Consider the following 22462-nt stretch of genomic DNA (forward strand, 5'->3'; position numbering starts at 1 on the left):
CCATGGGGCCGGGGAGTTTCCGGCCGGCCCCATGAGTTTACATGATCGTCATCGCGGTGGTTTAGCGGGCGGTGCGCTGACGCAGCGCCATGCCCACAACCGTCATGAGCACCAGGGCCAGGGCCAACGGCAACCAGAGGTTGGTCGCGGCGGGTGCGCCACTGTCCAGGCTGCTCAACTCCACACCGGTCGGCGGCGTCGTGGGCGTCGCAGTCGGTGTGCTCGTCGGCGGCGGCGTCGTTGCGGTCGGCGTGGGGGTGGCGCCAGTTGGCTGACATGACTGCACCGTCACGTCGTCAACGTCCCAACCGGTATCGCTCACCGAGGTGTCGGAGCCGAGGCGCCCGCGGAACTGTACGGTCTGTCCGGCCAGGCTGCTGACGTCGGCGATGGTCTGGAAGTAGCTGGTCCCATTGCACCAGGCCTCCAGGCCGGCCAGAGGATTGCTGAAGCTGGCGGAGACCAGACCGGTGTACGGGCCGGCCAGCAGGTTGGCATTCGGCACCTGGGTCCAGGTGGCGCCGCCGTCGGTCGAAGATTCCAGGATACCGCCGTCGTAGCAGGCGGTGGCGCCGCTGCTCTCCAGGTTCGGCAGGTGCCAGAACTTGATCACGACCGGGTTCTGGCCGCTGGGCAGGGCCACAGCCGGCGAAACCAGGCGCTGATCAGAGACCGTGGCCGGGTCGAGACCGCGGAAGTGCGAAGCGCCGCTGTGCGGGTTGGTCGTGATGATCGCCCAACTGTCGGCGCCGCTGGCTGCGCTATGGGTCCAGCCGGCTTCGCCAGCTTCGAACCCGTACTCATAGAGGATATTGGCGGTGGTGCCGGGGCCGCAGTCGCCAGGCGCGCCCTGGGTGGTGAAGCTGAAGGTGCTCGAGTAAGCGCCAGCGCCGCAGGCATTGTTTGCCTTGACGTGCCAGTAGTAGGTGGTGCTGGTGTTGAGCGAGGCGCCGTTCCAGGAGGTGCCGGTCAGGCCAGTGGCCGAAGCCACGATGTTGGTGAAGCCGGCATCGGTGGCAACCTGAATGTCATAGGTCGTCGCGCCGCTCACCGCGTCCCAGGTGAAGGTGGGTGTAGCGCCCACACCGGTCGCGCCATTGGCCGGCGCGGTCAGGTTCGGCGCGCCGGGCGCAGCCGCCTGCACGGTCAGCCCAACCGGGGCCTGATGCACGTTGGGGCCGGCGGCCGTGCCCACGACGTTGAAGTTGTAGGTACCCGCGGCCGCGCCGCTGATGGTCATCGTACTGCTGCCGGGCGGGGTGACCGGGTTGGCGCTGAAGCCTGCCGTGCCAGGGTTGCCCGAGGCGCTCAGAGTCACCGGGCTGCTGTAGCCGCTGACGCTGCCGATGTTCACGGTGTACGCAGCATTGGCCCCAACGCAGATTTCCTGGCTGGCTGGCACTGCGGCGATCGTGAAGTCAGCCGTGCCGCATTCGTTGAACTTGAAGGCGCCGATGCGCAGGCGCCAGCCGACCGAGCTGGTGGTGGGCACGTATTCGTTGACGTACCAGAAGGTGCAGTCATCCACCGGGTCCACGGTCATGGAAGTGTAATCGCCCCAGCGCTGGCTGCCGGTCTGGGAGCCGGTGCCGTTGATGACGGACGCTTCACCCTGCGGCATGGTGCCCAGCGGGTCGCCCGAGAGGCGGCCGGTGTACCACGAGCTTGGGAAGGTGGTGGTGCCGTTGGAGGCGCTGTAGCCCAACGCCATGTTGCCGGCGCTGTCCTGGGCAATCGAACCCATCCAGCGATGGATGGTGTCGGAGGTGCCCGGGGCGTAGGTGCCTTCCTGGTAGATGACCGGGCTGGAGTTGGGGCTGCGGATTTCCCACCAGCGGATACCGGACATGGTGGCCGAGGCCTCGACCGACTGGTTGGTCACCAGCGACTCATGGGTACCAAAGTTGCGGTAAGCCAGGCGGAATGTGGGGCGCTGGCGATAGCCGAGGTGATCAATCTTGTTGGCGGTGCCCGGCTGCGGTATGCAGGAGCGGCCGGAGCAGAAGACAGGCGACGAATCGAAGGCCGCGACCGGAATGGTGTTCGCGAGGGTGAACGTCGAATTGGCCGGTGTGACAAAGTCTGCGTGGAACTTCCACAGGGTCAGCGCGTCCTGAGGCGCGCCGTAGGGGCCGCCGTTGTCCATGGAGCCAACGAAGTAGTTGGGCGAACCAGCCGGCGGCATGGTGCTGCCGTCCATGTCCGTAGGCAGCAGACCATCGCCGAGGTTGAAGGCGCCGCCCGCGGAGGCCGGCGTCGCGAGGAAGGAAATCACCTGCGCAGCCGGATTGCCGGAGATCAGGTCCGCACGCTTGACCGCGTAGGCGCCGATACCCGTGAAGGTCGAGCCGCCGGCAAACTCACGCGTGCTGATGTAGAGCGCATCGGGCCAGAAACCGTACTTGGGATAGTCCGGGAAGTTGGTGCCGGTGCTGAAGGCCCAGCGATAGTAGGTTCCTGTGGGGTCGGACGTGGTCGAGACGGCCACGCAGTTGAAGTAGGTGGGGCCTGAGGCCGTGAACTGGCTCAGCATCCAGCGGTCCGAGACCTGGTCGTGCAGGACGACCGGATCGCCGGAGTTGTCGGTCTGGCAGTCGCCGCCAAAGCCGGCCCACAGGGTGTTGTTGAGCGCCGGGCCATAGAGCGAGGTGCCAGTCTTGTTGAAGACCTGGAACGACAGGTTGCTCATGACCACGACGTGGTTGGGGCCAACGTCGCCATTGGGATCGGGCGGAGAAACACTGGAAACGTTGGGAGGGCCATCGAAACTGACAATCGGGGTGGGGATCAGCGCCGGTCCGTAGATGGTTTGCAGGGCCGCATCGGCGTCCTGCGGGCCAAGCGCGCCTTCGAGGCCAGTGGGGCGCTCGGGAATCTCGCTGAATCCCTCCCCAGGCTTGGGAAGCAGCGGTGTGATCGAACGCAGGGGGGCCGAGATGTCAAAGCGAACGGCGGTGCTAACGCCACGGTAGATGCCGGTGGGAACTTCACTCCCTTGGGCGGTAGGGGCGGCGAGCGCGGGAACGACAAGGGACGGGACCATGACAACGATCATGATCAACACCAGTGAACACGAGGCTAGGAAACGACGGCTCATTGCATGTCTCTCCTTATGATATTGCCCATGCTGGGCGGCGACGAGAAAGATGGGGAACTGCCTGACGGAGACTCACAAACTGTGGGGAGCAGGATTATAGCATCTGGCGACGGTAATAGCAAACAGCCCTACCGCCGGGCGCGTCAGGCTGGGGTCGCCATCCTCCCCTTGCGCAGGCTGGCTGCCGCACACATCGCCGGGCCAGCCGCAAACGCCCGCCGCGGCGCAAGCTCCTTACCCGGCGGGCCTGCGCAAGGTTGGCTGATTTTTCGACGAACAACCCTCGCAGGGGCCAATGAACATCGCAGCGTTGACTTGTGACGACGTTGCGTGCCTCTGAGGTCGTCATCTTGCCGCAGCCCTGCGAGGGGGAAGTGGAATCCCCTTGCGCAGGCTGGCGAGGGGATTGGATCAGGCGACAGGCAGGGTGAAGAAGAAGCGGGCGCCCTGACCCGGAGCGCTTTCAGCCCAGATCTGACCGCCGTGCCCCAGGATGATGTGGCGAGCGATGGAAAGCCCCAACCCCGCACCGGTTTCACTACTGCGCAAGCGGGCGCGGTCCCCCTTGTAGAAACGCTCGAAGATGCGAGGCAGCTCACTGGCCGCAATGCCGGGGCCTTCGTCCCACACTGTGAACAGCGCCCACTGGCCGTCGGCCAGACCGACGGGCGGGGTCGGCAAGGGGATGTCAGTCGTCGCGGTGATGGCGCCATCCTGACACTGAATGGTCACCAACCTGATACCCACGCGTCGCCCCACGGCGCTGAACTTGATGGCGTTGTGCAGCAAATTAGCCACCACTTTTTGCACCTGTTCAGGGTCCGCCAGCACCGGTTCCGCGCCCGCCAATGTCAGCACCACCTGCAAGCTCTTGCGGTCAGCCTGGGGGCGCAGGCGCTCGATCACCGGTTCGACGATGGCGAGCGGGGCAATCGGCACAAATTTCAACAACACCTGCCCCGACTCGATCTGGCTCAGATCGAACAGCTCGCTGGCCAGTTGTTGCAGGGCATCGGCCTGTATACACATGTTCTCCAACAGGCGACGCGCCATGGAGGGATCATCGAGCGCACCGTTACGCAAGGTCTCCAGGGTCAACTGCAGGGCGGCGATGGGGGTGCGCAGATCGTGCGAGATGTTGGCCACGAATTCACGGCGGGCGCGGCCCAGGCGTTGCAGTTCGCTGACATCGTCCAGGGCCAGGACGACGCCCTGCTGGCGAGCCGCCCACGCGCGCACACGCCACAGACGCGCCTTGAACGCCACCTGGCGCTCCATCAGAGCGTGGCGCTCCAGGGCATCATCCACCGCCTGGCTGATCTCATAGCTCGGCAGCGCCTCGATCAGCAGATTGCCGGGAGCCATGTTGGGGTTGATGAGCTGCTGCGCCTCCTCGTTGAGCCACAGCAAACGGCGGTCATCATCCAGGATCAGCAAACCGCAGGTAGCCACGATCCCCAGCGCCTGACGCTGCACCTGGCCGGCAGCCAACGCGTCGCGTAGTTCGTTGTAGGCGCGCTGACGGCGCGCCAGTTCATACTGCGACGCGACCAGGCGCGCGCGCAAACGTTGAACCCACCACGCCAGGCCCAGGCTGACCGCCAGCAAGGCCAACGCCAGCCAGCCAATGGCTGAGATGCTTGTCATGGTCAAGCCTCGAAACGATAGCCCAGGCCGCGCACGGTCTGGATGTGAACAGGGTGCGCCGGGTCATCCTCGATTTTTTCACGCAGCCAGCGCACGTGTACATCCACGGTGCGATCGTCGCCAAAAAAATCCTGACCCCAGACGTGACTCAGCAGCAAATCGCGTGAGAGGACGGCGCCGCGGTGGCGCATCAACTCGGCCAGCAGGCTGAACTCCTTCGGCTTCAACGCCAGTTCCGCGCCGTTGCGGGTGGCCCGGCGCGCAATCAGATCGAGCACCAGGTTGCCGGCCTCCAGGGTATCGCGCGGCGCGCTGCTGCGCGTGCGGCGCAGCAGCGCGCGCACGCGCGCCAACAACTCCCCCAGGCTGAACGGTTTGGTCAGATAATCGTCCGCGCCGGTCTCCAGGCCGATGATCTTGTCCAACTCGCCGCCGCGCGCGGTCAGTATCAGGATACTGCAATCGGCGGTTGCCGGCTCGCGACGCAAACTGCGGCAGACCGACAGCCCGTCCAGTTCAGGCAGCATCAAATCCAGAATGATCACGTCCGGCGCCAGCGTCCGGGCCAGCGCCAGCGCCTGCAAGCCAGTGCTTGCCTGCGAGACCGCGTAGCCTTCCTTATTCAGGTTGTAGACCAGGGCTTCACGCAAGGTCGCTTCATCTTCTACCACCAGAATCGTGTGTGTTTCCTCCACGCCATCCCCTCCTGTCGGGCCTGGAAATTCCAAATCCCAAATCCCAAGTATAACACCATTCTAACACAGAACCGGGCGCGATTCGAAAAAGCGTTGACGTAGCAGGCGCTTGATGATATAATGGGGCCAAGTCGAGTGCGGTAAACAAGGTAGGTGTCATCATGAATCAAACTCAACAGCAAGCCTTCGTTGACGTGTGGCGTACGGGCATTGCGTTGGTGGATGCGGTCAACCGGATGGATCAGCGCAGCGCACAGCGCCAGGTGGCTGCGCGTAGCCGCCTCGACACGCTGATCGAGGTGTATGGCATCGGTGCATTGGTGCCGCTCTTTTACACTCACGTAGAGGGCGGCGGGCATTATCCCCACAGCTTTGCCACCCTGAGCAGCCATGAGGCGCTGTTGGAATTGGGGCGCTGTCGCGACATGCAAACGCCCGCGGAATCTACCTTCGCCTACGTGTCGCTGCACCTGCGCCGACACGGGCGTCAACCCTGGCTGGCGGTGGATGTGCGGCCGCTGCCGCTGGCTGCCAACCTGGATCGCGCGGCCTGCGAACAGAGCCTGGCCGCCGGTGAGGGCGATGCCCTCGTACTCAAGCTGTTGACCGGTCGCCTCTACATGAAACCGCGACGCCAGGTCAGCCTGGACCCGGTGGAAACTCGCCTGGTCGAGGAGATGCCCAAGTCGCATTTCAGCCTGCCAGAACAGGTCTGCGCGCTCCTCCTATGGCGTGATTTTCAGCACGAAGAGGGCAAGTTGGACATGGCCGCCGTTCCGGCCTGGGCAGCAACCGTGCAGCACGTGGTCGGTGTTCTCAACGGCCACGGACTGAGCAGCGCCCGCAGCGCCGCGTTGTACGACGTTGACACGATGCAGGTGCGCAGCCTGCGTCAGCACCTCATGCAAACCGTCAGGCTGAACAACAACGCCGATCGTTATACCGTGTTCGACCCCCCGCCGGCGCCGAAGTTCCAGGGCGCGGCCAAAACTGCAGCCTGACGCTGTCAGCCTCAGCCTGCCTGGAATTCAGACAGGATTCACAGGATTGACAGGATATTCGAACTCTCGTGCCGATAGTTTTGCACACCACAGAGCAAGAATCCTTCCTGTTCATCCTGTTCATCCTGTTCATCCTGTCCAAATCGGCCTGCAGGGTGAGCAGTTACCGTTATCCCGGCTTGCATCCCTGCGTGTGAGCCGGGAATCATGGCAATTCGTGTCTGAATCCGCAGGTTGTAAAACAGTTTACAGACCGGGACGTGAACCACAGCGATAATCAGCCCACGAGTACCCCTTGCAGTTTCGTTATCAGACAAGTTGGCAAGAAGTGGGTTACCGCTGATGGCTCTTTCCGCGCAAATGACCGCCCTGCGACTGTTTCGAATTGCGCTCTTCGTCAAGGTGATCACCATCTTGGCCAGCCTCCTGGTCGCGCTGGCCCTGGGCGAACGGGCGGCACAGCAACATCTCAGCCTTGCCATGTTCCTCACCACCCTGCTGCTCGTCCTTTTCGGCACCAACTGGTTGGAAGCGCGCCTCGGCGCCGCCTATTTTCCACTGGCCTTACTGCTGGCGATACCCCCGCAGGCACTGGAGTGGGGACTGCGGCCCCTCGTGCCCGGTCAGAACCTGCTGACCGATTTTGGCGCCGTCGAACCGTTCCTCTTCCTCGTTCTGCTGGTTGTCCTGGCCGCCGGGCGCTATGGCTTTGGCGCGGCCTTGCTGGCCACCGTCGCGGCCGCCATCGCACACAGCCTGGCCGTCCTTTGGTTCGATGGCCTGGCGCACGTGGATCTGATTAGCCTGGCGGCGCGACTCTTCATCCTGGGTGCGGCGGCGATGACGACCGCCTGGCTGCGGCTGCCCCAACCGGCCGCAACAGACACCCATTCGCTGCCTGTGCCCGTCACTGACAAACTGTCCGCCGATGATTTGCGCCGGCGCCTGGCCCGCGTCCTGCTCGAACTGGATGCCCGCGTCGAAGGCATCGAAAACCGGTTCGCTGACGACGGGACGCCGCTGGGATACGCGCTGGCCCTCACCCGCCTTGACATCTCGCACGCACGGGCGCTGGCTAACCTGGCCGATCCGGCCTGCACGTGTCGCCTGGGGCTTGAAGAAGCGGTACGCCATCATGTCGCGACATTCCGTGAACGCACGGGCGCCAACGTGGCTCTGCAACTCTGCCTGGCGCCGGACAGCTTGGGGCCGGAGCAGGCCGCGGCCGCCTTTCACATCGTGGAAGAAAGCCTCAACAGCCTGGCATCCAGGCCGGACGCGCAGGCCAGCGTCTCCTTGAAATGCAGCGGCAGCCATGTCGCGCTCAGTGTCCACGGCCAGCAAGACGGCGCCGATGCTGTGTTCTCTGCCGCTGACGCGCGCCTGAACGCCTTGCGCCAGCGCGTCGAAGCGGTCGGCGGCATGTTTTGCATCAGCCACCAGGCCCAAAGCGGCACCACCGTCGCTTGCGTCTTTCCGCGGCGCGTGTGACTACGCCACCCTGGCAGCCCAAAGCCATCCTACGCCTGCTCCTTCTGGCGCTCCTCCTGCTGACCCTGGGCGTGCTCTACGGTCCCGCGCTGATTGACCTGGTCCGCGATCGGGCACGCGTCGAAGCCTGGCTGGCCGCGTTTGGCCCCTGGGGCCCGCTGGCGCTCATCCTCCTCAACACCCTGCAGATCGTTATCGCGCCCATTCCTGGCTACTTCGTGCAGGCGGCCGCCGGCTATCTCTTTGGCACACTGGCCGGCGGCATCTACGGCACGATTGGCATGGTGACCGGCGGCGCACTGGCTATGAACCTGGCACGCTGGTATGGGCGACCCCTGGTCGTGCGCCTGGCCGGACCAGAGCGGCTGCAGCGTTGGGAAGGGGTCATCCACAGCGATTCGATCTGGCCCTGGTTCATCCTGCTGCTGGGGCCGGTGGGCGACATCCCGTACTTCATCGCCGGCCTCACCCATGTGCCGATCTGGAAGATCCTCCTCATTGCCCTCGTGCTGCGCGCCCCCTCGGTCTTCGTGGCTGCGGCCGTCGGCGCCGGGGTCATCGTCCTCCCGCCGGCCTGGTGGCTTGCCTTTGGCGCCATCCTGGTCGTGATCGCCTCGCTGCTGCACCGCTACCGTGAGCGCCTCGAACACTGGATGGATCACCTGCTCCTGCGCCGCGTCGCCTGAATCTCCCCAGCCGTCGGACCGCGAGTCCCGAACTTGTTCGGGTTATTTTCATATGAGGTTAGCGCAAATTTCCACGCTAAATGTGATTTACATCAGCCTATTGTCTACGGTGCCTGTGATAAAATAGACACATCCCGTGAAAGGATCTGTTTTCTCTCTTGCAAACCTGTAGAAAGGCGTTCATAAAATGCTCACGCTGCCTGAAAAAATCCTCTTCATTCTGTGTGTCGCCGCTGCGCTCTACTATGGCTATCTAGGCTTCAAGAAAATCTACCTGGTCATCCGTCGTGGGCAAGGCGAGCTTGACGTGAAAAAATTCGTCGCCCAACTGTTTGACGCCGCCATCAACTGGCTGGCTCTGCTGCCAACCTGGCGCGCGCGTAAAGTCCCCAGCATTTTCCACGCCATGATCGCTTGGGGTTTCACCTTCTACTTCCTCGTCAACTTCGGCGATGTCGTACAGGGCTACTTCCCCATCACCTTCATGGGCAACGGCCTCATCGGCAACGTCTACCGCTTCCTGGCCGACATCTTCAGCATCTCCGTCCTGGTCGGCATGGTCTACTTCCTGATCCGGCGCTTCATTGTCAATACGCCGGCGCTCACCTATCGCAGCAACATCAAGCTGATGGACCGCATCAAGGCCGGCGGCATCCGCCGTGATTCGATGATCGTCGGACTCTTCCTCCTGCTGCACGTCGGCTTCCGCTTCCTGGGTGAATCGTTCACCATTGCCGGCGAGCGCCTGGCGACCGGCGCCGGGGATGCCAGCCAGCCGTTTGCCAACCTGGTCAGCGGGTTGTGGGGCGGCATGAGCGCCGGCGCCATCGAAGTGATGCAGCATGTGAGCTGGTGGGTGGCGCTGGGCCTGATCCTGGCCTTCATCCCCTACTTCCCGCGCACCAAGCACATCCACCTCATCATGGCCGGCGTCAATTTTCTGACCAAGCCCAAGCGCACCTCGCGCGGCGCGCTGGAGCCGATCAACTTCGAGGATGAGTCCATCGAGCAGTTCGGTGTGGCTCGCCTGGAGCAGTTGCCCTGGACGCACCTGGTTGACGCGTATGCCTGCATCATGTGCAACCGCTGTCAGGATGTGTGCCCGGCCTATATCACCGGCAAGGAACTTTCGCCCTCCGCGCTGGAGGTGAACAAGCGCTACTACATCAATCAGCACGTGGATTTGCTGGCTGCGGGCAAGGAATCGCCTGACCGCATGCTCGATTTTGCCATCAGCGAGTCGGCAGTGTGGGCCTGCACCGCCTGCGGCGCCTGCATCGAGGTCTGCCCGGTGGGCAATGAGCCGATGTTCGACATTCTCTACATGCGCCGCAACCAGGTACTGATGGAAAGCGAATTCCCCGAGCAACTGCAGCCTGCGTTCAAGGGCATGGAGCGCGCCGGCAACCCGTGGAACCTGGCCCGCGGCGATCGCATGGCCTGGGCAGCCGGCCTTGATATTCCGACCGTGGAAGACAACCCGGACTTCGATGTGCTTTGGTGGGTGGGCTGCGCGCCCTCGTATGACAGCCGGGCGCAGAAGACCGCGCGTGATTTCGCCAAAGTCCTCAAGGCCGCGGGCGTCAACTTCGCCATCCTCGGCGAGATGGAAAACTGCACGGGCGACAGCGCCCGCCGCGCCGGCAACGAAGCCCTCTTCTTCGAACTCGCACAGGCCAATATCGAAACCCTGAATGAGTTCAAGCCCAAGCGCATCGTAGCCACTTGCCCGCACTGCCTGCACACCCTGGGCAAGGAGTATTCGCAGTACGGCGGCAACTTCACCGTGATCCATCACACCGAACTGATCGCCGAACTGATCGCGGCCGGCAAGCTCAAGCCGGACCTGGCCGCGGTCGGCCCCGTCACCTACCATGACCCCTGCTACCTGGGGCGTCACAACGGTATTCTGGACGCGCCGCGCACCGTCCTGGCGCAGTCGCAGATCAACCTGGTGGAGATGGCACGTAACCGCAACCAGTCCTTCTGCTGCGGCGCGGGCGGCGCGCAGATGTGGAAGGAAGAAGAGCACGGCAGCGAGGCGGTCAACATGAACCGCTACATCGAGGCGGCCGGCACCGGCGCTAAGACGATCGCCGTGGGCTGCCCCTTCTGCCTGACCATGCTGACCGACGCCAGCAAGCAGGCCGACCAGGGCGTGCAGGTCAAGGACATCGTGGAACTAGTGGCTGCGGGTTTGCCCAGCCCCAACGGCTAAGCGACAGGGATTCCAAATGTGGTCGCTGAAGGCATCTGGAATGGAGGCTTTAGCCGGTTATTGGGCACTTGAGAACCCTGTGGCAGACCGGCTGAAGCCTCGATTCCGGGCACATTTGGAGCCGCTGGCTAAGCGAGGGTAGGCTGATCAAAATCCAGGGGGGGCAGGTTACTTAACCTGCCCCCCCTGCAGATTTCGCGATCAACTCGGTCAAGCGTCAAAAAACACGAGTTTCTCAGCGCGGCCAGGCCTTGTCAAGGGGATGACAGCCTCGGCCATGCTCAGACCACTATCCAGAAGCCATTTGACTTCCTCTCTGGCGCACGCGGCTGTCACGGTAGTTCCTTCTGTGCCCGGCTGCAGCAGAAGCACCTCATCCAAACCGATACCGCTGTACAGCCTCTCGTGCGGGACAGCGGCGTTGTGGCACAATGGACATGTTGGCGCAACCAGCGCCCTATCGCCAACGTCATGCTTAGTACGCGGCGCGCACATTGGTGTGGCGCGCCCGTTTGTCATGGAGCCTGGGAGGTTGACCATGAAACGCTCACGTTGGATTCCGTTCGTCGTCGCATTGCTCCTCACATCGTTCCTGCTCACCCATCATTCGAACCCGAGCGACGCGGCGCCGTCTTTGGCCGGCGCGCCTGTCGGGTCATCTGTGGTATCACAACCGGCCTGGCGCAGCGGCGGCCCCTACGATGCCAGCCAACAACCGATTGCCATTGGCGACGTGGCCGCGTCGCCGGCCTACGCCAGCGATGGCACCCTGTTCGCCGCCGGGCAAAGCGGCGTCTACCAAACCACCGACCGCGGGACGAGTTGGCAGGTCGCGCTGCCGCTGCCCGCACGCGGCGACCATGCCCAGGCCACCCATGTGCGTATTTCGCCCGGCTATGCCACCGACGGCACGGTGTTTGCCACCTTTGTCAATGGCGCCACCTGGGTGTACGGCCTGGTCAAATCCACCGACCGCGGTCAAACCTGGACGTTCGACACCAGCCACGGCGAGATGCGTGCCCTGGCCCTTTCGCCCGCCTATCTGACCGATGCCACGCTGTGGACGGCCAGGGGTGACGAGGTCTTCAAGTCAACCGATGGCGGCGCCGCCTGGTCGCCCTATCGCCTGGCGCCGCCCGGCGATAGCTTCGACGTGTTCAACCTCGCGGTTTCGCCCGCGTTTGCCAGCGATCATACCCTGTTCGCCACCGGCTATGGCGCCACGCGGCGCAGCACGGATGGCGGGCAGACCTGGGCCAGCGTGGGCGGCTATGCGCCCGGCTATGGCGTGGCTGTTTCCCCGCTCTACGCGCAGGACAACACCGCGTGGACCACCTATCGTTTCATCGAATCGCCCGGTGACGGCACGCCGGAGAGTGCGGTACAGCGCACGACCAACCGCGGCGCCTCGTGGGCGCTCACCGCGACCGGGTTGCCCGGCGATTATGAGCCATTTGCGCGCAGCCTGGCGGTGTCGCCCGCCTACGCGAACGACCGCACGCTCTTCACCGCGCTCGGCGGCCAGTTGGTTTCTGGTCTCTCCCACAGCCTGTTTCGCAGCCTGGACAGCGGCAGCACCTGGCTCGATCTTGGCCCTGCGCCCGGCAATCCGGATACCCACGCCCTGGCTGTCACCTCGACGGCGCTCGATGGATTGATGACCCATGTCGCCACGTCGGCCGGCGTCTGGCACTTCGGCGGTTTGTGCGAGGAGCGCCTGGTCAACGGCGGCTTCGAGTACGACGCGGCCTGGCGCTTCCCCCAGACGCCCCATCCGGCCGCTTACAGCACCCGCGTGGTGCGCAGCGGTCAACGCAGCGGCCGCAGCGGCATTGACCAGGGCCGCGATGTCTACAGCTACTCCAGCGCGTCGCAGACCGTTGCCCTGCCGGCGGGCGCCAACATCACCCTGACCCTGTGGTGGTACCCGGTCTCGGCCGAGGTCAACCTGCGGACGCCCGGCGATGCCCCTGCTCCGGGCGCGGCCGCCCTGACCTGGGAAACGCCCCTGGCCGGCGATCGCCAGTATGTGCTGATTCTCGACAGCAACGGCGCCATTCTGCGCACCCTGCTGTGGACGCGCAGCAATGCCCGCGCCTGGCAGCGGCTGGACGCCAACCTGGGCGACTTTGCCGGCCGCACCGTGCAGGTCCACTTCGGCACGTTCAACGATGGCGACGGTCGTAGCACGGCCATGTATGTGGACGACGCGTCGCTCATCGCGTGCGCGCCGAGCGTCAGCAGCAGTCACTTGCCGTTCGCCCCCAACCGTCTCGCACTCAATCCTCCCCCGACGCCCACCCCCACGCCGACCCCCACGCCGACTGTGCCGCCCAACCTCCTGCAAACGCGCTACCTGCGCTCGTTGGTGACCGCGCCCGGCGAGGGCGGCGCGCTCTACGGCCTGACCAACGAAGGCTACCTGGTGCGGAGTGATGATCGCGGCGAGAACTGGAGTTACCTGCCGCTGCCGGCGCTCATCAGCGGCGCGCCGCTGCGCAGCCGCGGCTACATCGGCATGGACTACAATCACCCGCAGACGCTCTACATCGGCGCCAGTTATCAGGGTTTGTGGCGCAGCACAGACGCCGGCACGTCTTGGGCCAGGCGCAGCGATATTCAGGCCGGGCCGGTCACCGTCAGCCTGGACAATCCCGATCAACTTTTTGCCGGCGTGCCCTGGTCGAGCGCCATGCAAACGGCGCTCGTCACCAGCACCGACGGCGGCCTGACCTGGGCAGAGGCGGGCATGGGTCTGAATGGCGACGTGACCAGTCCCATCGTGATTGACCCGCAGGCGCATAACGTCATGTTCCTCATCACGAGCACAGGGACCGCGCGGCGGCGCCACCCTCTACCGCACCACCGCGGCCATCTGGGAGCCGCTGCCCACCGCGCCGCTCGGCTTTCCGCTCAGCGGCGGGCCAGGCTTCGGTCTGATGCTCGATGGCGGGTCGCGCGGCCTGGTCGTGGGCAACGATGATGTCCTCTTCGTCAGCCACAATGCCTTCTTGCCCGACCGTTACGCCATCACCTGGGACTACATGCACGATTTCGCGGCGCCTTTCCGCGCCTTGCCGTTGGCCGTGGGCGGTGTATCGGTCAACACCGCGCTGTACGCCTCGCTGTACGATTTCGTCAGCGCAAAGGGCCGCACACTGCGCAGCGACGACTACGGCGCAAACTGGACGCCGCTCGACATTCCTCCCTACGAGCAGCTCATCCTGCCCGGCGGCCCAGCCGCGCGCATCTTTGGCTACCCCTGGAGCAACATCATTCAGGCTGATGTGCTGGCCAGCCCCAACCGCCTGCTCTATCGCTCCACCAACGCCGGCGCGATCTGGTCGGAGATGGGCGTCGCGCTGGCGGAACACACCATCAGCAGCGCCTTTCCCGACATCCTGTACGCGGGCGAGGGCTATCCTTGCTACGCGGGCGGCGACCCCACGCCCTTCTGGCGCACCACCAACGGCGGGCAGGCGTGGTATCAACTGCTCAGCGGCCTCAACCTGAAGCCGCTGACGGCCAACTCGCTCGATCAACGCCTGTACGCGGCCGGCTGTGACGGGCCATACCTGAGCACGAACGCCGGCGATTCCTTCACCCATCAGCCCAGCCCGCTCTTTGGCCTGTACGACGTCAAGGTGATGGCGCCGATCGAACCAGGTTGGAACACGGTCTGGGTTGGCGGCGTGAGCGAGGGCGGCGGCGGCGCGGTCATCCTCAGCACCAACGGCGGGGCCACGTGGACGCGGTCCACCCCGCCGGAGTTCGACATGGGCTGGTTTGGCGATCTGATGGTGGATCGTTGGACGGCCGGACATGTCCTGGCCGCGGCCGCCAACGGCGTCTTCCACACGTCCGACAACGGCGCCAGTTGGCTGAGCATCTCAACCGGCTTGGCCGATGAGCTGCCCGGCGGGCTGTTCTCCCTGGCGCAGATGCCGGCCGACCCGCAGCATCGCTACCTGTTGGGCGCCAGACATGGCTTGTACGTCCGCACGCCAGCTTCCATGCAGCACTGGGCGCGCGTGACCGGAACCTCTTTCGACAACCTGGAGGTGCGCGACCTGCTGGTGATGGACGCCGCGCCCTACGATCTGTATGTCACAACGCCTGCCGGTGTCTTCATCTTTGATCTGCACAACCTGGCCGCCGCCCCCACGCCCACCCCAACCAGCGCCAACACCGCCACCCCCACGCCCACTGCCGCGGCCACATCTACCCCCACGCGCACGCCCACCGCGACCGTGCCGGTGACATCCACCCCCACGCGCACGCCAACGCCGACTGCAACTCCTTCAACCATCCCGACAGCGCTGCCGGGGCAGGCGCCAACGCCCTACTGGGCGGGCCGCCTGAATCTGCCGGCCGGCGCGCATCCGCACGGTATCGTGCTCAGCGCGGACGGTCTGCGCGCCTACGTGGCTTTTCATGGGGATGAGCACAGCGGCCGCACGCTCGGTGTGATCAACACCAGTCCGCTCGCCCTGCAGACCCAGGTCAACCTGGCGAGTGAGGCCAATGAAGCCACCGGGCCAAACGGCGTGGCCTGGATCAGCCCCAACGGCTGGCTGGGCGTGACGAACCGCCAGACGAACAACGTCAAGATCGTGGATGCGAACACCAACACGGTCGCCAACACCGTGGCGGCCGATCTGCTGCCCAACGGCATCGTGGTGCAGGGCAGCTACGGCTATGTGGCAAATTTTGGCAGCGATACGGTGACAGTGTTCGACCCGGCAACGCTGGGCGTCATCCGCACCCTGCACGATGTGGGGCATGAGCCAAGCCTCTTCGCTGCGGATCCGGTCACAGGCGATGTCTATCTTTCGGCCCACGGCGCCGATGAGATTGCGCGGCTGCACGACGGCCTGACCGTCGGTCACTACACCGGCATCCCCCGGCCCTACGGCCTGGCTTTCGACCCGGTCAGCCGCTATCTGTACGCGGCCAATCGCGGCAGCGCGCACACCGTGACGGTGCTCGACACGCAGGCGGCAGCCGTGGTGGCGACGCTTGCTGTCGGCAAAGAGGCGTTCGTTCTGGCGGTCAATCCAGACAGCGGGCATCTCTTTGTGGTGTGCGGCGACGAGGTCAGGGTTTACCGGACGGATGACTGGGGCCTGGTGACCGTGATTCCGCTGCCGGTGGGAGCCGAGGAGGGGATTGCGCTCGACTCGGCGCGCGATAAGGTTTACATCACCAGCGGCGACGGCAACGCCATCACCGTGATTCAGGATCAAGGCCCGGCGCAGGTGGTGTTTGCCAGCAATCGCGACGGCAACAGCGACATCTACCGCATGCTGCCCGACGGCCGTGAGCAGCGGCGCTTGACCTTCACCAACGACGCGTATGAAACCTCGCCGGTTGGCTCGCCCAACGGCCGCTGGATTGCGATGGTGCGCGCCGATGCCAGCGGCCCCGGCCATCTGTGGCTCATGAGCCGCGATGGGCGCAATGCACGCCAGTTGACGTTTGGCAGCGGCCATGATCAAGACCCGACCTGGTCCGCGGACAGCAGCCGGCTGGCGTTCAGCAGCGATCGCGATGGCAATTGGGAAATCTACACGGTGGAGGTGACCAGCGGCGCGGTGACGCGCTTGACGAATCACCCGTCCGCAGACCTGGGGCCTGACTGGTCACGTGCGAGCGGCCGGATTGCGTTTCAGTCGAACCGCATCGGCCCGAACTCGGAGATCTTCAGCATGGCGGCCGACGGCAGCGACGTGCGCCGCCTGACGGTCAACCCCAACGGCGACGCCAGCCCCAGTTGGTCGCCCCTGGCCGATCGTTTGGCCTTCTGGGGCACGCGCGAGCAGCAGGGGCTTTACACCATGGCCGCGGATGGCAGCAGCATTGTCTTGCTCGTGCCGCAGGCGCTGCGACCGAGTGCGCCGGCCTGGGGTTTTGTCGGCGAGACCATCGTCTTCAGCGGTTATCGGGCCGGCAGTGGGCACAGCGAGGTGTTTCGCATCGAGGCCAATGGCAGCGGCCTGGCCCTGCTGACATTCAATGAAGTGGATTTCGACTACGCGCCCGATTGGCTGCCGGGGTGGTAATGCAAGCCTCCGGCGTGCCTCGTTGGCGCACGGAAGCGTGATTCGTCGCGGGGGGCGTCGTCACGCCGGAGGCGTGACCTACGGTTGAGAGTGCGAATTTCAACGCAGGGACGCAAGGACGCAGGGACGCAAGGGCTGTAATGCAAGCCTCCGGCGTGCCTCGTTGGCGCGGAAGTGCGATTCGTCGCGGGGGGCGTCGTCACGCCGGGGGCGTGACATACGACGGGGGCTAGTGATGATCGGCGTCGCCGTTCTCGCTTTCTTCTCCGTCCTCTTCACGCCAGGCCCAGGGGCTGTCGGGGGGAGTTTTGCCGTTTTTATCGGCCAGTCGGCGCTGACGCTGGCGCAGGCGCGCTTTGGCGCGCTGTTCCAGGTGATAGCTGACCGGCGCCAGCACCACCAGGCCGGCGATAGTCAGCAGGGTGGTGAAGATGGCCAGGGCAAAGGCGCCCACGCCTACCGCCATGCCGATAGCAGCCACCAGCCAGATCGTGGCCGCGGTGGTCATGCCGCGGATGCTGCTCTTTGTCTGCACGAGAGCGCCGGCGCCCAGAAAACCGACGCCGGTGACGATCTGCGCGGCGACACGGGCCGTATCGCGCGAGGTGCCCTCCATCGGAAACCAACTCAGGGACAGGATGGTGAAAAGACACGAGGCCACCGCGATGACCATGTTGGTGCGTAGCCCGGCCGGATGTCGTTTCCAGATGCGCTCCAGCCCAATCAGGCTGCCGAGCAAAGCAGCCAGCGTGACCTTGAACGCCACTGGCCCCAGGCTGGAAAGTTGTGCTGCGAAATCAAGAGTTGAATCCATGAACAGAAGTATACAAGGAGCCATGCATGCCGTCAACTGGCGCGGGCGCGCAGGGCGTTAAAATTCTTTTGACATCCGCTTGCCTTCATGGTATCATTGTGCCCGGTCGCCTTAGCACTCTGACGACGAGAGTGCTAAAAATTCAACCGGCACGCTGAGAACAGACAAGAATGACAGATGAACTGAGCGCTCGACGGCGTACGATCATGGGCCTGGTGATTCGGGAATACATTGCGTCTGGTATCCCGATGGGTTCGCGCGCCATCCTGGAGCGTTATGAGTTGGGAGTGAGTCCGGCCACCATCCGCAGCGAAATGGCGGCGCTGGAGGAATTGGGCTTCCTGACGCACCCGCACACCTCGGCCGGACGTGTGCCCACGGAAGAAGGCTACCGTTTCTTCGTTGAACATCTCCTGGGTGACATGACCTTGCCGTCTGAAGAGCGCCTGCTCATTCGCCATCAGTTCGGCCAGGCGCGGGCGGAGATGGATCACTGGGTCAAGCTGGCGGCGGCAGTGCTGGCGCACACGGTGCATAATGTGGCCCTGGCGACGGCCCCCAAGGCGATCAACAGCCGCTTCAAACGCCTGGAGTTGATCGAAATTCGTGACGGTATTGTGCTCCTGGTGTTGGTCACCATGGAGGGAAGCGTCAAGCAGCAGATGCTGAGCTTGCCCCTGCTGCAAGAGGAGTTGCATCGCGTCACGAATGAACTCAACGAACAGTTGACCGGTCGCACGGTGGCCGAGATCAAAGCGCAGAGTCCGATCTTGAGCAGTTGGGCCGCCGACGTGGCCAATCTCATGATTCCGATCATGGAGCGGCTCGATTCACGGGTGAGCGATATTTACCGCGAGGGCTTGAGCCATGCTCTGACTGAGCCAGAGTTTGCCGAAGGCGATATGATCCGCCGCGTGGTGGAGATCATCGAGGCGCGACCGCTGCTGGAGAGCATTGTAGCCAAGACACGTGAGAGCGATGGTGTACAAGTTATCATCGGCGGCGAAGGGCGTTGGCGCGAGCTGAGCCAGGTCAGCCTCGTGTTATCGCGCTACGGCGTGGATGACGATACCACCGGCGTTTTGGGCGTATTAGGGCCACTGCGCATGCCGTATGGTCGCACGATCAGCGCGGTGCGCTACGTGGCAAATCTAATGAGCGAACTGCTGCGCGAGTTTTACGGATAGCGATGATGCAAGAAAATACGACCGTGGGAGAGATCATGGCAGACGAATTGAACACAAACGGCAGCGACGCCGCGGAGGCGGCGCCGGTCATCGAAACCCCGGCTGACAGCGCGGCTGTCCTGGCCGCACTGGAAGCAGCCGCGCAGACTGCGCAGGACGAGGCGGCCGATTATAAGGACCGCTGGTTGCGCGCCACGGCTGAGGCGCAGAACATGCGCCGGCGCTTCGAGCGTGAGCGCGCCGACCTGATCCTCAGCGCCAACGAACGCCTGCTCCTGCGCATCCTGCCGGTGCTGGACGATGTCGCCCTCGCCTTCGCCCATATTCCGGCCGACCTGAATGAGCAGGATCAGCAGTGGGTCAACGGCTTTGCGCTCATTCAGCGCAAGTTGAGCCATATACTGAGCAGTGAGGGCGTCACGGTCATCGAGACCGACGGCCAGGGTTTCGACCCAGCCTTACATGAGGCGATCACTCACGAGGCAGTCGAAGGGTATCAAACCAATCAGATCATTGGCGAAGTGCGCAAGGGTTATAAATTGGGCGAGCGGATCTTGCAACCGGCTCTGGTGCGCGTGGCGCAGTAAGACGCCAGTTGGTGACAGAGGGAATCAAGCAGACGGCACAAGGGCCGGACAGGAATAAGGAGAAAATATCATAATGGGAAAAATCATCGGCATTGACCTGGGAACAACAAACTCAGTGGTGGCTGTCATGGAGGGCGGCGAAGCGGTCGTCATTCCGAGCAGTGAAGGGGCGCGCCTGATACCATCGGTGGTGGCTGTCAACCCCAAGACGGGCGAGCGCCTGGTGGGCCAGGTGGCCCGGCGTCAGTCCATTACTAACTCGGATAACACGATCTTTTCGGTCAAGCGCCTGATGGGGCGCAAGTTTAGTGACCCACAGGTGCAGCGCGCCCGCCAGATACTTCCCTACAAGATTGCCGAAAAGCAAAACGGCGATGCCTGGGTGGTGATGGGTGGCAAGGAGTATTCGCCGCCGGAGATTTCTGCCATGATCTTGCAGAAGCTCAAGGCCGATGCCGAGGCCTACCTGGGCGAGCCGGTGACCGACGCGGTCATCACCGTGCCGGCCTATTTCAACGATAGTCAGCGTCAGGCGACCAAAGACGCGGGCAAAATTGCCGGTCTCAACGTTTTGCGCATCATCAATGAACCCACCGCATCCTCACTGGCCTACGGGATGGACAAGAAGAAGGATGAGAAGATCGCCGTCTATGACCTGGGCGGCGGCACGTTCGATATCTCCATCCTGGATGTCGGCGACGGCGTGTTCGAGGTGCTCTCCACCAATGGCGACACGTTCCTGGGCGGGGATGACTTCGATCAACGCATCATTGACTGGATCGCCGACGAGTATAAGAAAGAACAGGGCATTGACCTGCGCCAGGATCGCATGGCGTTGCAGCGCCTCAAGGAAGCAGGCGAAAAGGCTAAAATCGAGCTTTCGACGGTGATGCAGACCGAGATCAACCTGCCCTTCATCACCGCAGACGCCGGCGGGCCTAAGCACCTGACCATGACGCTGTCACGGGCCAAACTGGAGCAGTTGACCGGCGACCTGATCGAGCGCAGCATTGTGCCTGTGCGCCGCGCGCTGGAGGATGCCAAGCTGACGGTGAAGGACATTGATGAGGTGGTTCTGGTCGGTGGCATGACGCGTATGCCGGCGGTGCAGGAAGCGGTCCGTCGCCAGTTTGGCAAGGACCCGCACAAGGGCGTCAACCCGGATGAAGTGGTAGCCGTGGGCGCGGCCATTCAGGCCGGTGTGCTCAAGGGTGAAGTCAAGGACGTGCTCTTGCTGGATGTCACACCGCTGACCTTTGGCATCGAGACGCTCGGCGGGGTCATGACGGCGCTGATCGAGCGCAATTCCACCATTCCGACGAAGAAGAGCCAGGTCTTTTCTACTGCATCCGATATGCAGACCAGCGTCGAGATCAAGGTCTTCCAGGGCGAACGTCAGATGGCCGGCGACAACAAGATGCTGGGCAATTTCATCCTGGACGGTATTCCGCCGGCGCCGCGCGGGATGCCCCAGGTTGAAGTGGCGTTCGATATTGACGCCGACGGCATCTTGCACGTCTCTGCCAAGGACAAGGCGACCGGGCGCGAGCAGCAAATCCGCATCACGGCCTCCAGTGGTCTCAAAAAGATGAGATCGAGCGCATGGTCAAGGATGCCGAGCGCTTCCGCGCAGAAGACCAACGCCGCAAGGATGAAGTAGAGGCTCGTAATCACGCGGATATGTCGGTCTACCAGGTGGAGAAGTTTGTCCACGAGAACAGCGATAAGATCACGGCCGAGGACAAATCCATGCTGGAAGGCAAGGTGGCCGCCACGCGCTCTGCCCTGCAAGGTCAGGATGGCAGCCACATTCGCAGCGCCAGCGATGAGCTGATGGCGGCCTGGCAACAGGTGGGCACACGCATGCATCAAACCGGCAGCGGGCCGGCCGGCGACGCCGGCGACGCCGGCGATGGCGGCCCCAACTCCAACCCCGGCAGCGGTGGCAGCGGCGACGACTTCATCGAGGGCGAGTTCCGTCCGACCTGAAAATAGATCATGACTCAATCTGCCTCTGTGCCCATCGAACTGAATCCGGAGCCGCCCCGGCATGACTGGCATCATGAACACTTGACGCCAGGCCGGCGGCCAGACTGGCTGCGGGTGCGCGCGCCGGACAGTTCCAAGTACGACGAGCTCAAGGGCTTGTTCCGCGGCAAGACGCTGCACACGGTGTGCGAGGAGGCCGGCTGTCCCAACATTGGCGAATGTTGGAACGCCGGCACTGCCACCTTTCTGCTGCTGGGCGATACCTGCACGCGCTCCTGCGGCTTCTGCAAGATCAAGACCGGCCGGCCTGAGTTTCTGGACCTGGCGGAGCCGCAGCGGGTGGCCGATTCTGTGCAGGCGATGGGACTGCGCCACACTGTGCTGACGTCGGTCAACCGCGATGAGTTGTCGGATGGCGGCGCAGGCATCTTTGCCGAAACCATCCGCTGCATCCGGGCGCTGATGCCGGAGACGACGATCGAGGTCCTGATCCCCGATTTCATGGGTAACATGGACGCCTTGCAGAAGGTGATGGCGCAGCAGCCGGAAATCTTGAACCACAATGTAGAAACCGCGCCGCGGCTCTATCAGCGGGTGCGGCCGCAGGCCAAGTACCCTCGCTCCCTGCAGGTGCTGACTGCGGCCAAGCAGATGGATCCGGGCGCGCTCACCAAATCCGGCCTGATGGTGGGGCTGGGCGAGCGCTGGGATGAGGTCTTGCAGGTGATGGATGATCTGCGCGACCACCAGGTGGACATCATCACGATCGGCCAGTATCTGCAGCCGAGCCGTTTTCACCTGCCGATCGAGCGTTACTATTCACCGGACGAGTTCGCCCAACTGCGCGACGAGGCGCAGGCGCGCGGCTTTCCGTGGGTGGAATGTGGGCCGTTGGTGCGCTCATCCTACCACGCGGAGCGCGCCGCGCACAGCGCCCAGCGTCTGCAGCGGCGAGCACCGGTTACAGATCAATTGCGATAGGATGGTA

The 22462-nt window shown here is 63.9% G+C and carries 13 protein-coding genes and 1 pseudogene; 9 read left to right on the plus strand and 5 right to left on the minus strand.

The window, feature by feature from the left end; translation table 11 throughout:
* Window positions 1–61 precede the first annotated feature (61 nt).
* The 3 genes from IPM84_03490 to IPM84_03500 form a co-directional block, all read right to left on the minus strand.
* Window positions 62–3097, minus strand: coding sequence for a fibronectin type III domain-containing protein (locus tag IPM84_03490; protein ID MBK9091836.1), 3036 nt, complete (start codon window positions 3095–3097; stop codon window positions 62–64).
* A gap of 411 nt (window positions 3098–3508) precedes the next feature.
* Complete coding sequence (locus IPM84_03495) at window positions 3509–4744, minus strand: PAS domain-containing sensor histidine kinase (GenBank protein MBK9091837.1); 1236 nt, start codon at window positions 4742–4744, stop codon at window positions 3509–3511.
* 2 nt (window positions 4745–4746) lie between these two features.
* Window positions 4747–5439 (minus strand): response regulator transcription factor, encoded by a 693-nt coding sequence (locus IPM84_03500; protein MBK9091838.1) that lies wholly within the window; start codon window positions 5437–5439, stop codon window positions 4747–4749.
* A gap of 161 nt (window positions 5440–5600) precedes the next feature.
* Between IPM84_03500 and IPM84_03505 the strand changes: the two genes are divergently transcribed.
* Complete coding sequence (locus IPM84_03505; GenBank protein MBK9091839.1) at window positions 5601–6440, plus strand: hypothetical protein; 840 nt, start codon at window positions 5601–5603, stop codon at window positions 6438–6440.
* Between the two features lie 38 nt (window positions 6441–6478).
* On the opposite strand, the gene IPM84_03510 is transcribed toward IPM84_03505, so the two are convergent.
* Window positions 6479–6853 carry a hypothetical protein gene (locus IPM84_03510; protein ID MBK9091840.1) on the minus strand — a complete coding sequence of 125 codons (375 nt, stop codon included), beginning with the start codon at window positions 6851–6853 and terminating at the stop codon, window positions 6479–6481.
* A gap of 1 nt (window position 6854) precedes the next feature.
* On the opposite strand from IPM84_03510, the gene IPM84_03515 reads away from it, so the two are divergent.
* From IPM84_03515 to IPM84_03530, 4 genes are all read left to right on the plus strand, one after another.
* Window positions 6855–7931 (plus strand): hypothetical protein, encoded by a 1077-nt coding sequence (locus IPM84_03515; GenBank protein ID MBK9091841.1) that lies wholly within the window; start codon window positions 6855–6857, stop codon window positions 7929–7931.
* The gene (locus tag IPM84_03520; protein ID MBK9091842.1) at window positions 7928–8617 is read left to right on the plus strand and encodes a TVP38/TMEM64 family protein; all 690 of its coding nucleotides are present in this window, start codon (window positions 7928–7930) and stop codon (window positions 8615–8617) included. Before IPM84_03515 ends, IPM84_03520 begins: the two co-directional genes overlap by 4 nt.
* A 187-nt stretch (window positions 8618–8804) precedes the next feature.
* Window positions 8805–10835: a (Fe-S)-binding protein gene (locus tag IPM84_03525; protein MBK9091843.1), complete on the plus strand. Its 2031-nt coding sequence runs from the start codon at window positions 8805–8807 to the stop codon at window positions 10833–10835.
* Window positions 10836–13621: 2786 nt separating this feature from the next.
* On the plus strand, window positions 13622–16897 hold the full coding sequence (locus IPM84_03530) for a PD40 domain-containing protein (protein MBK9091844.1): 3276 nt from the start codon (window positions 13622–13624) through the stop codon (window positions 16895–16897).
* A 229-nt stretch (window positions 16898–17126) separates the two neighbouring features.
* On the opposite strand, the gene IPM84_03535 is transcribed toward IPM84_03530, so the two are convergent.
* Window positions 17127–17711, minus strand: a complete 585-nt coding sequence (locus IPM84_03535) for an MgtC/SapB family protein (GenBank protein ID MBK9091845.1) — start codon at window positions 17709–17711, stop codon at window positions 17127–17129.
* A gap of 170 nt (window positions 17712–17881) precedes the next feature.
* On the opposite strand from IPM84_03535, the gene hrcA reads away from it, so the two are divergent.
* The 4 genes and pseudogenes from hrcA (at window position 17882) to lipA (ending at window position 22455) form a co-directional block, all read left to right on the plus strand.
* On the plus strand, window positions 17882–18898 hold the full coding sequence (gene hrcA / locus IPM84_03540; protein MBK9091846.1) for a heat-inducible transcription repressor HrcA: 1017 nt from the start codon (window positions 17882–17884) through the stop codon (window positions 18896–18898).
* 35 nt (window positions 18899–18933) lie between these two features.
* Complete coding sequence (locus IPM84_03545) at window positions 18934–19485, plus strand: nucleotide exchange factor GrpE (GenBank protein MBK9091847.1); 552 nt, start codon at window positions 18934–18936, stop codon at window positions 19483–19485.
* A gap of 73 nt (window positions 19486–19558) precedes the next feature.
* A pseudogene (dnaK, locus tag IPM84_03550) lies at window positions 19559–21474 on the plus strand (molecular chaperone DnaK).
* A 9-nt stretch (window positions 21475–21483) separates the two neighbouring features.
* On the plus strand, window positions 21484–22455 hold the full coding sequence (gene lipA, locus IPM84_03555; protein MBK9091848.1) for a lipoyl synthase: 972 nt from the start codon (window positions 21484–21486) through the stop codon (window positions 22453–22455).
* The last annotated feature ends 7 nt before the right edge of the window (window positions 22456–22462 follow it).

Origin of the sequence: Candidatus Amarolinea dominans (assembly GCA_016719785.1) — a bacterium.
GTDB classification, from domain to species: Bacteria; Chloroflexota; Anaerolineae; order SSC4; family Amarolineaceae; genus Amarolinea; species Amarolinea dominans.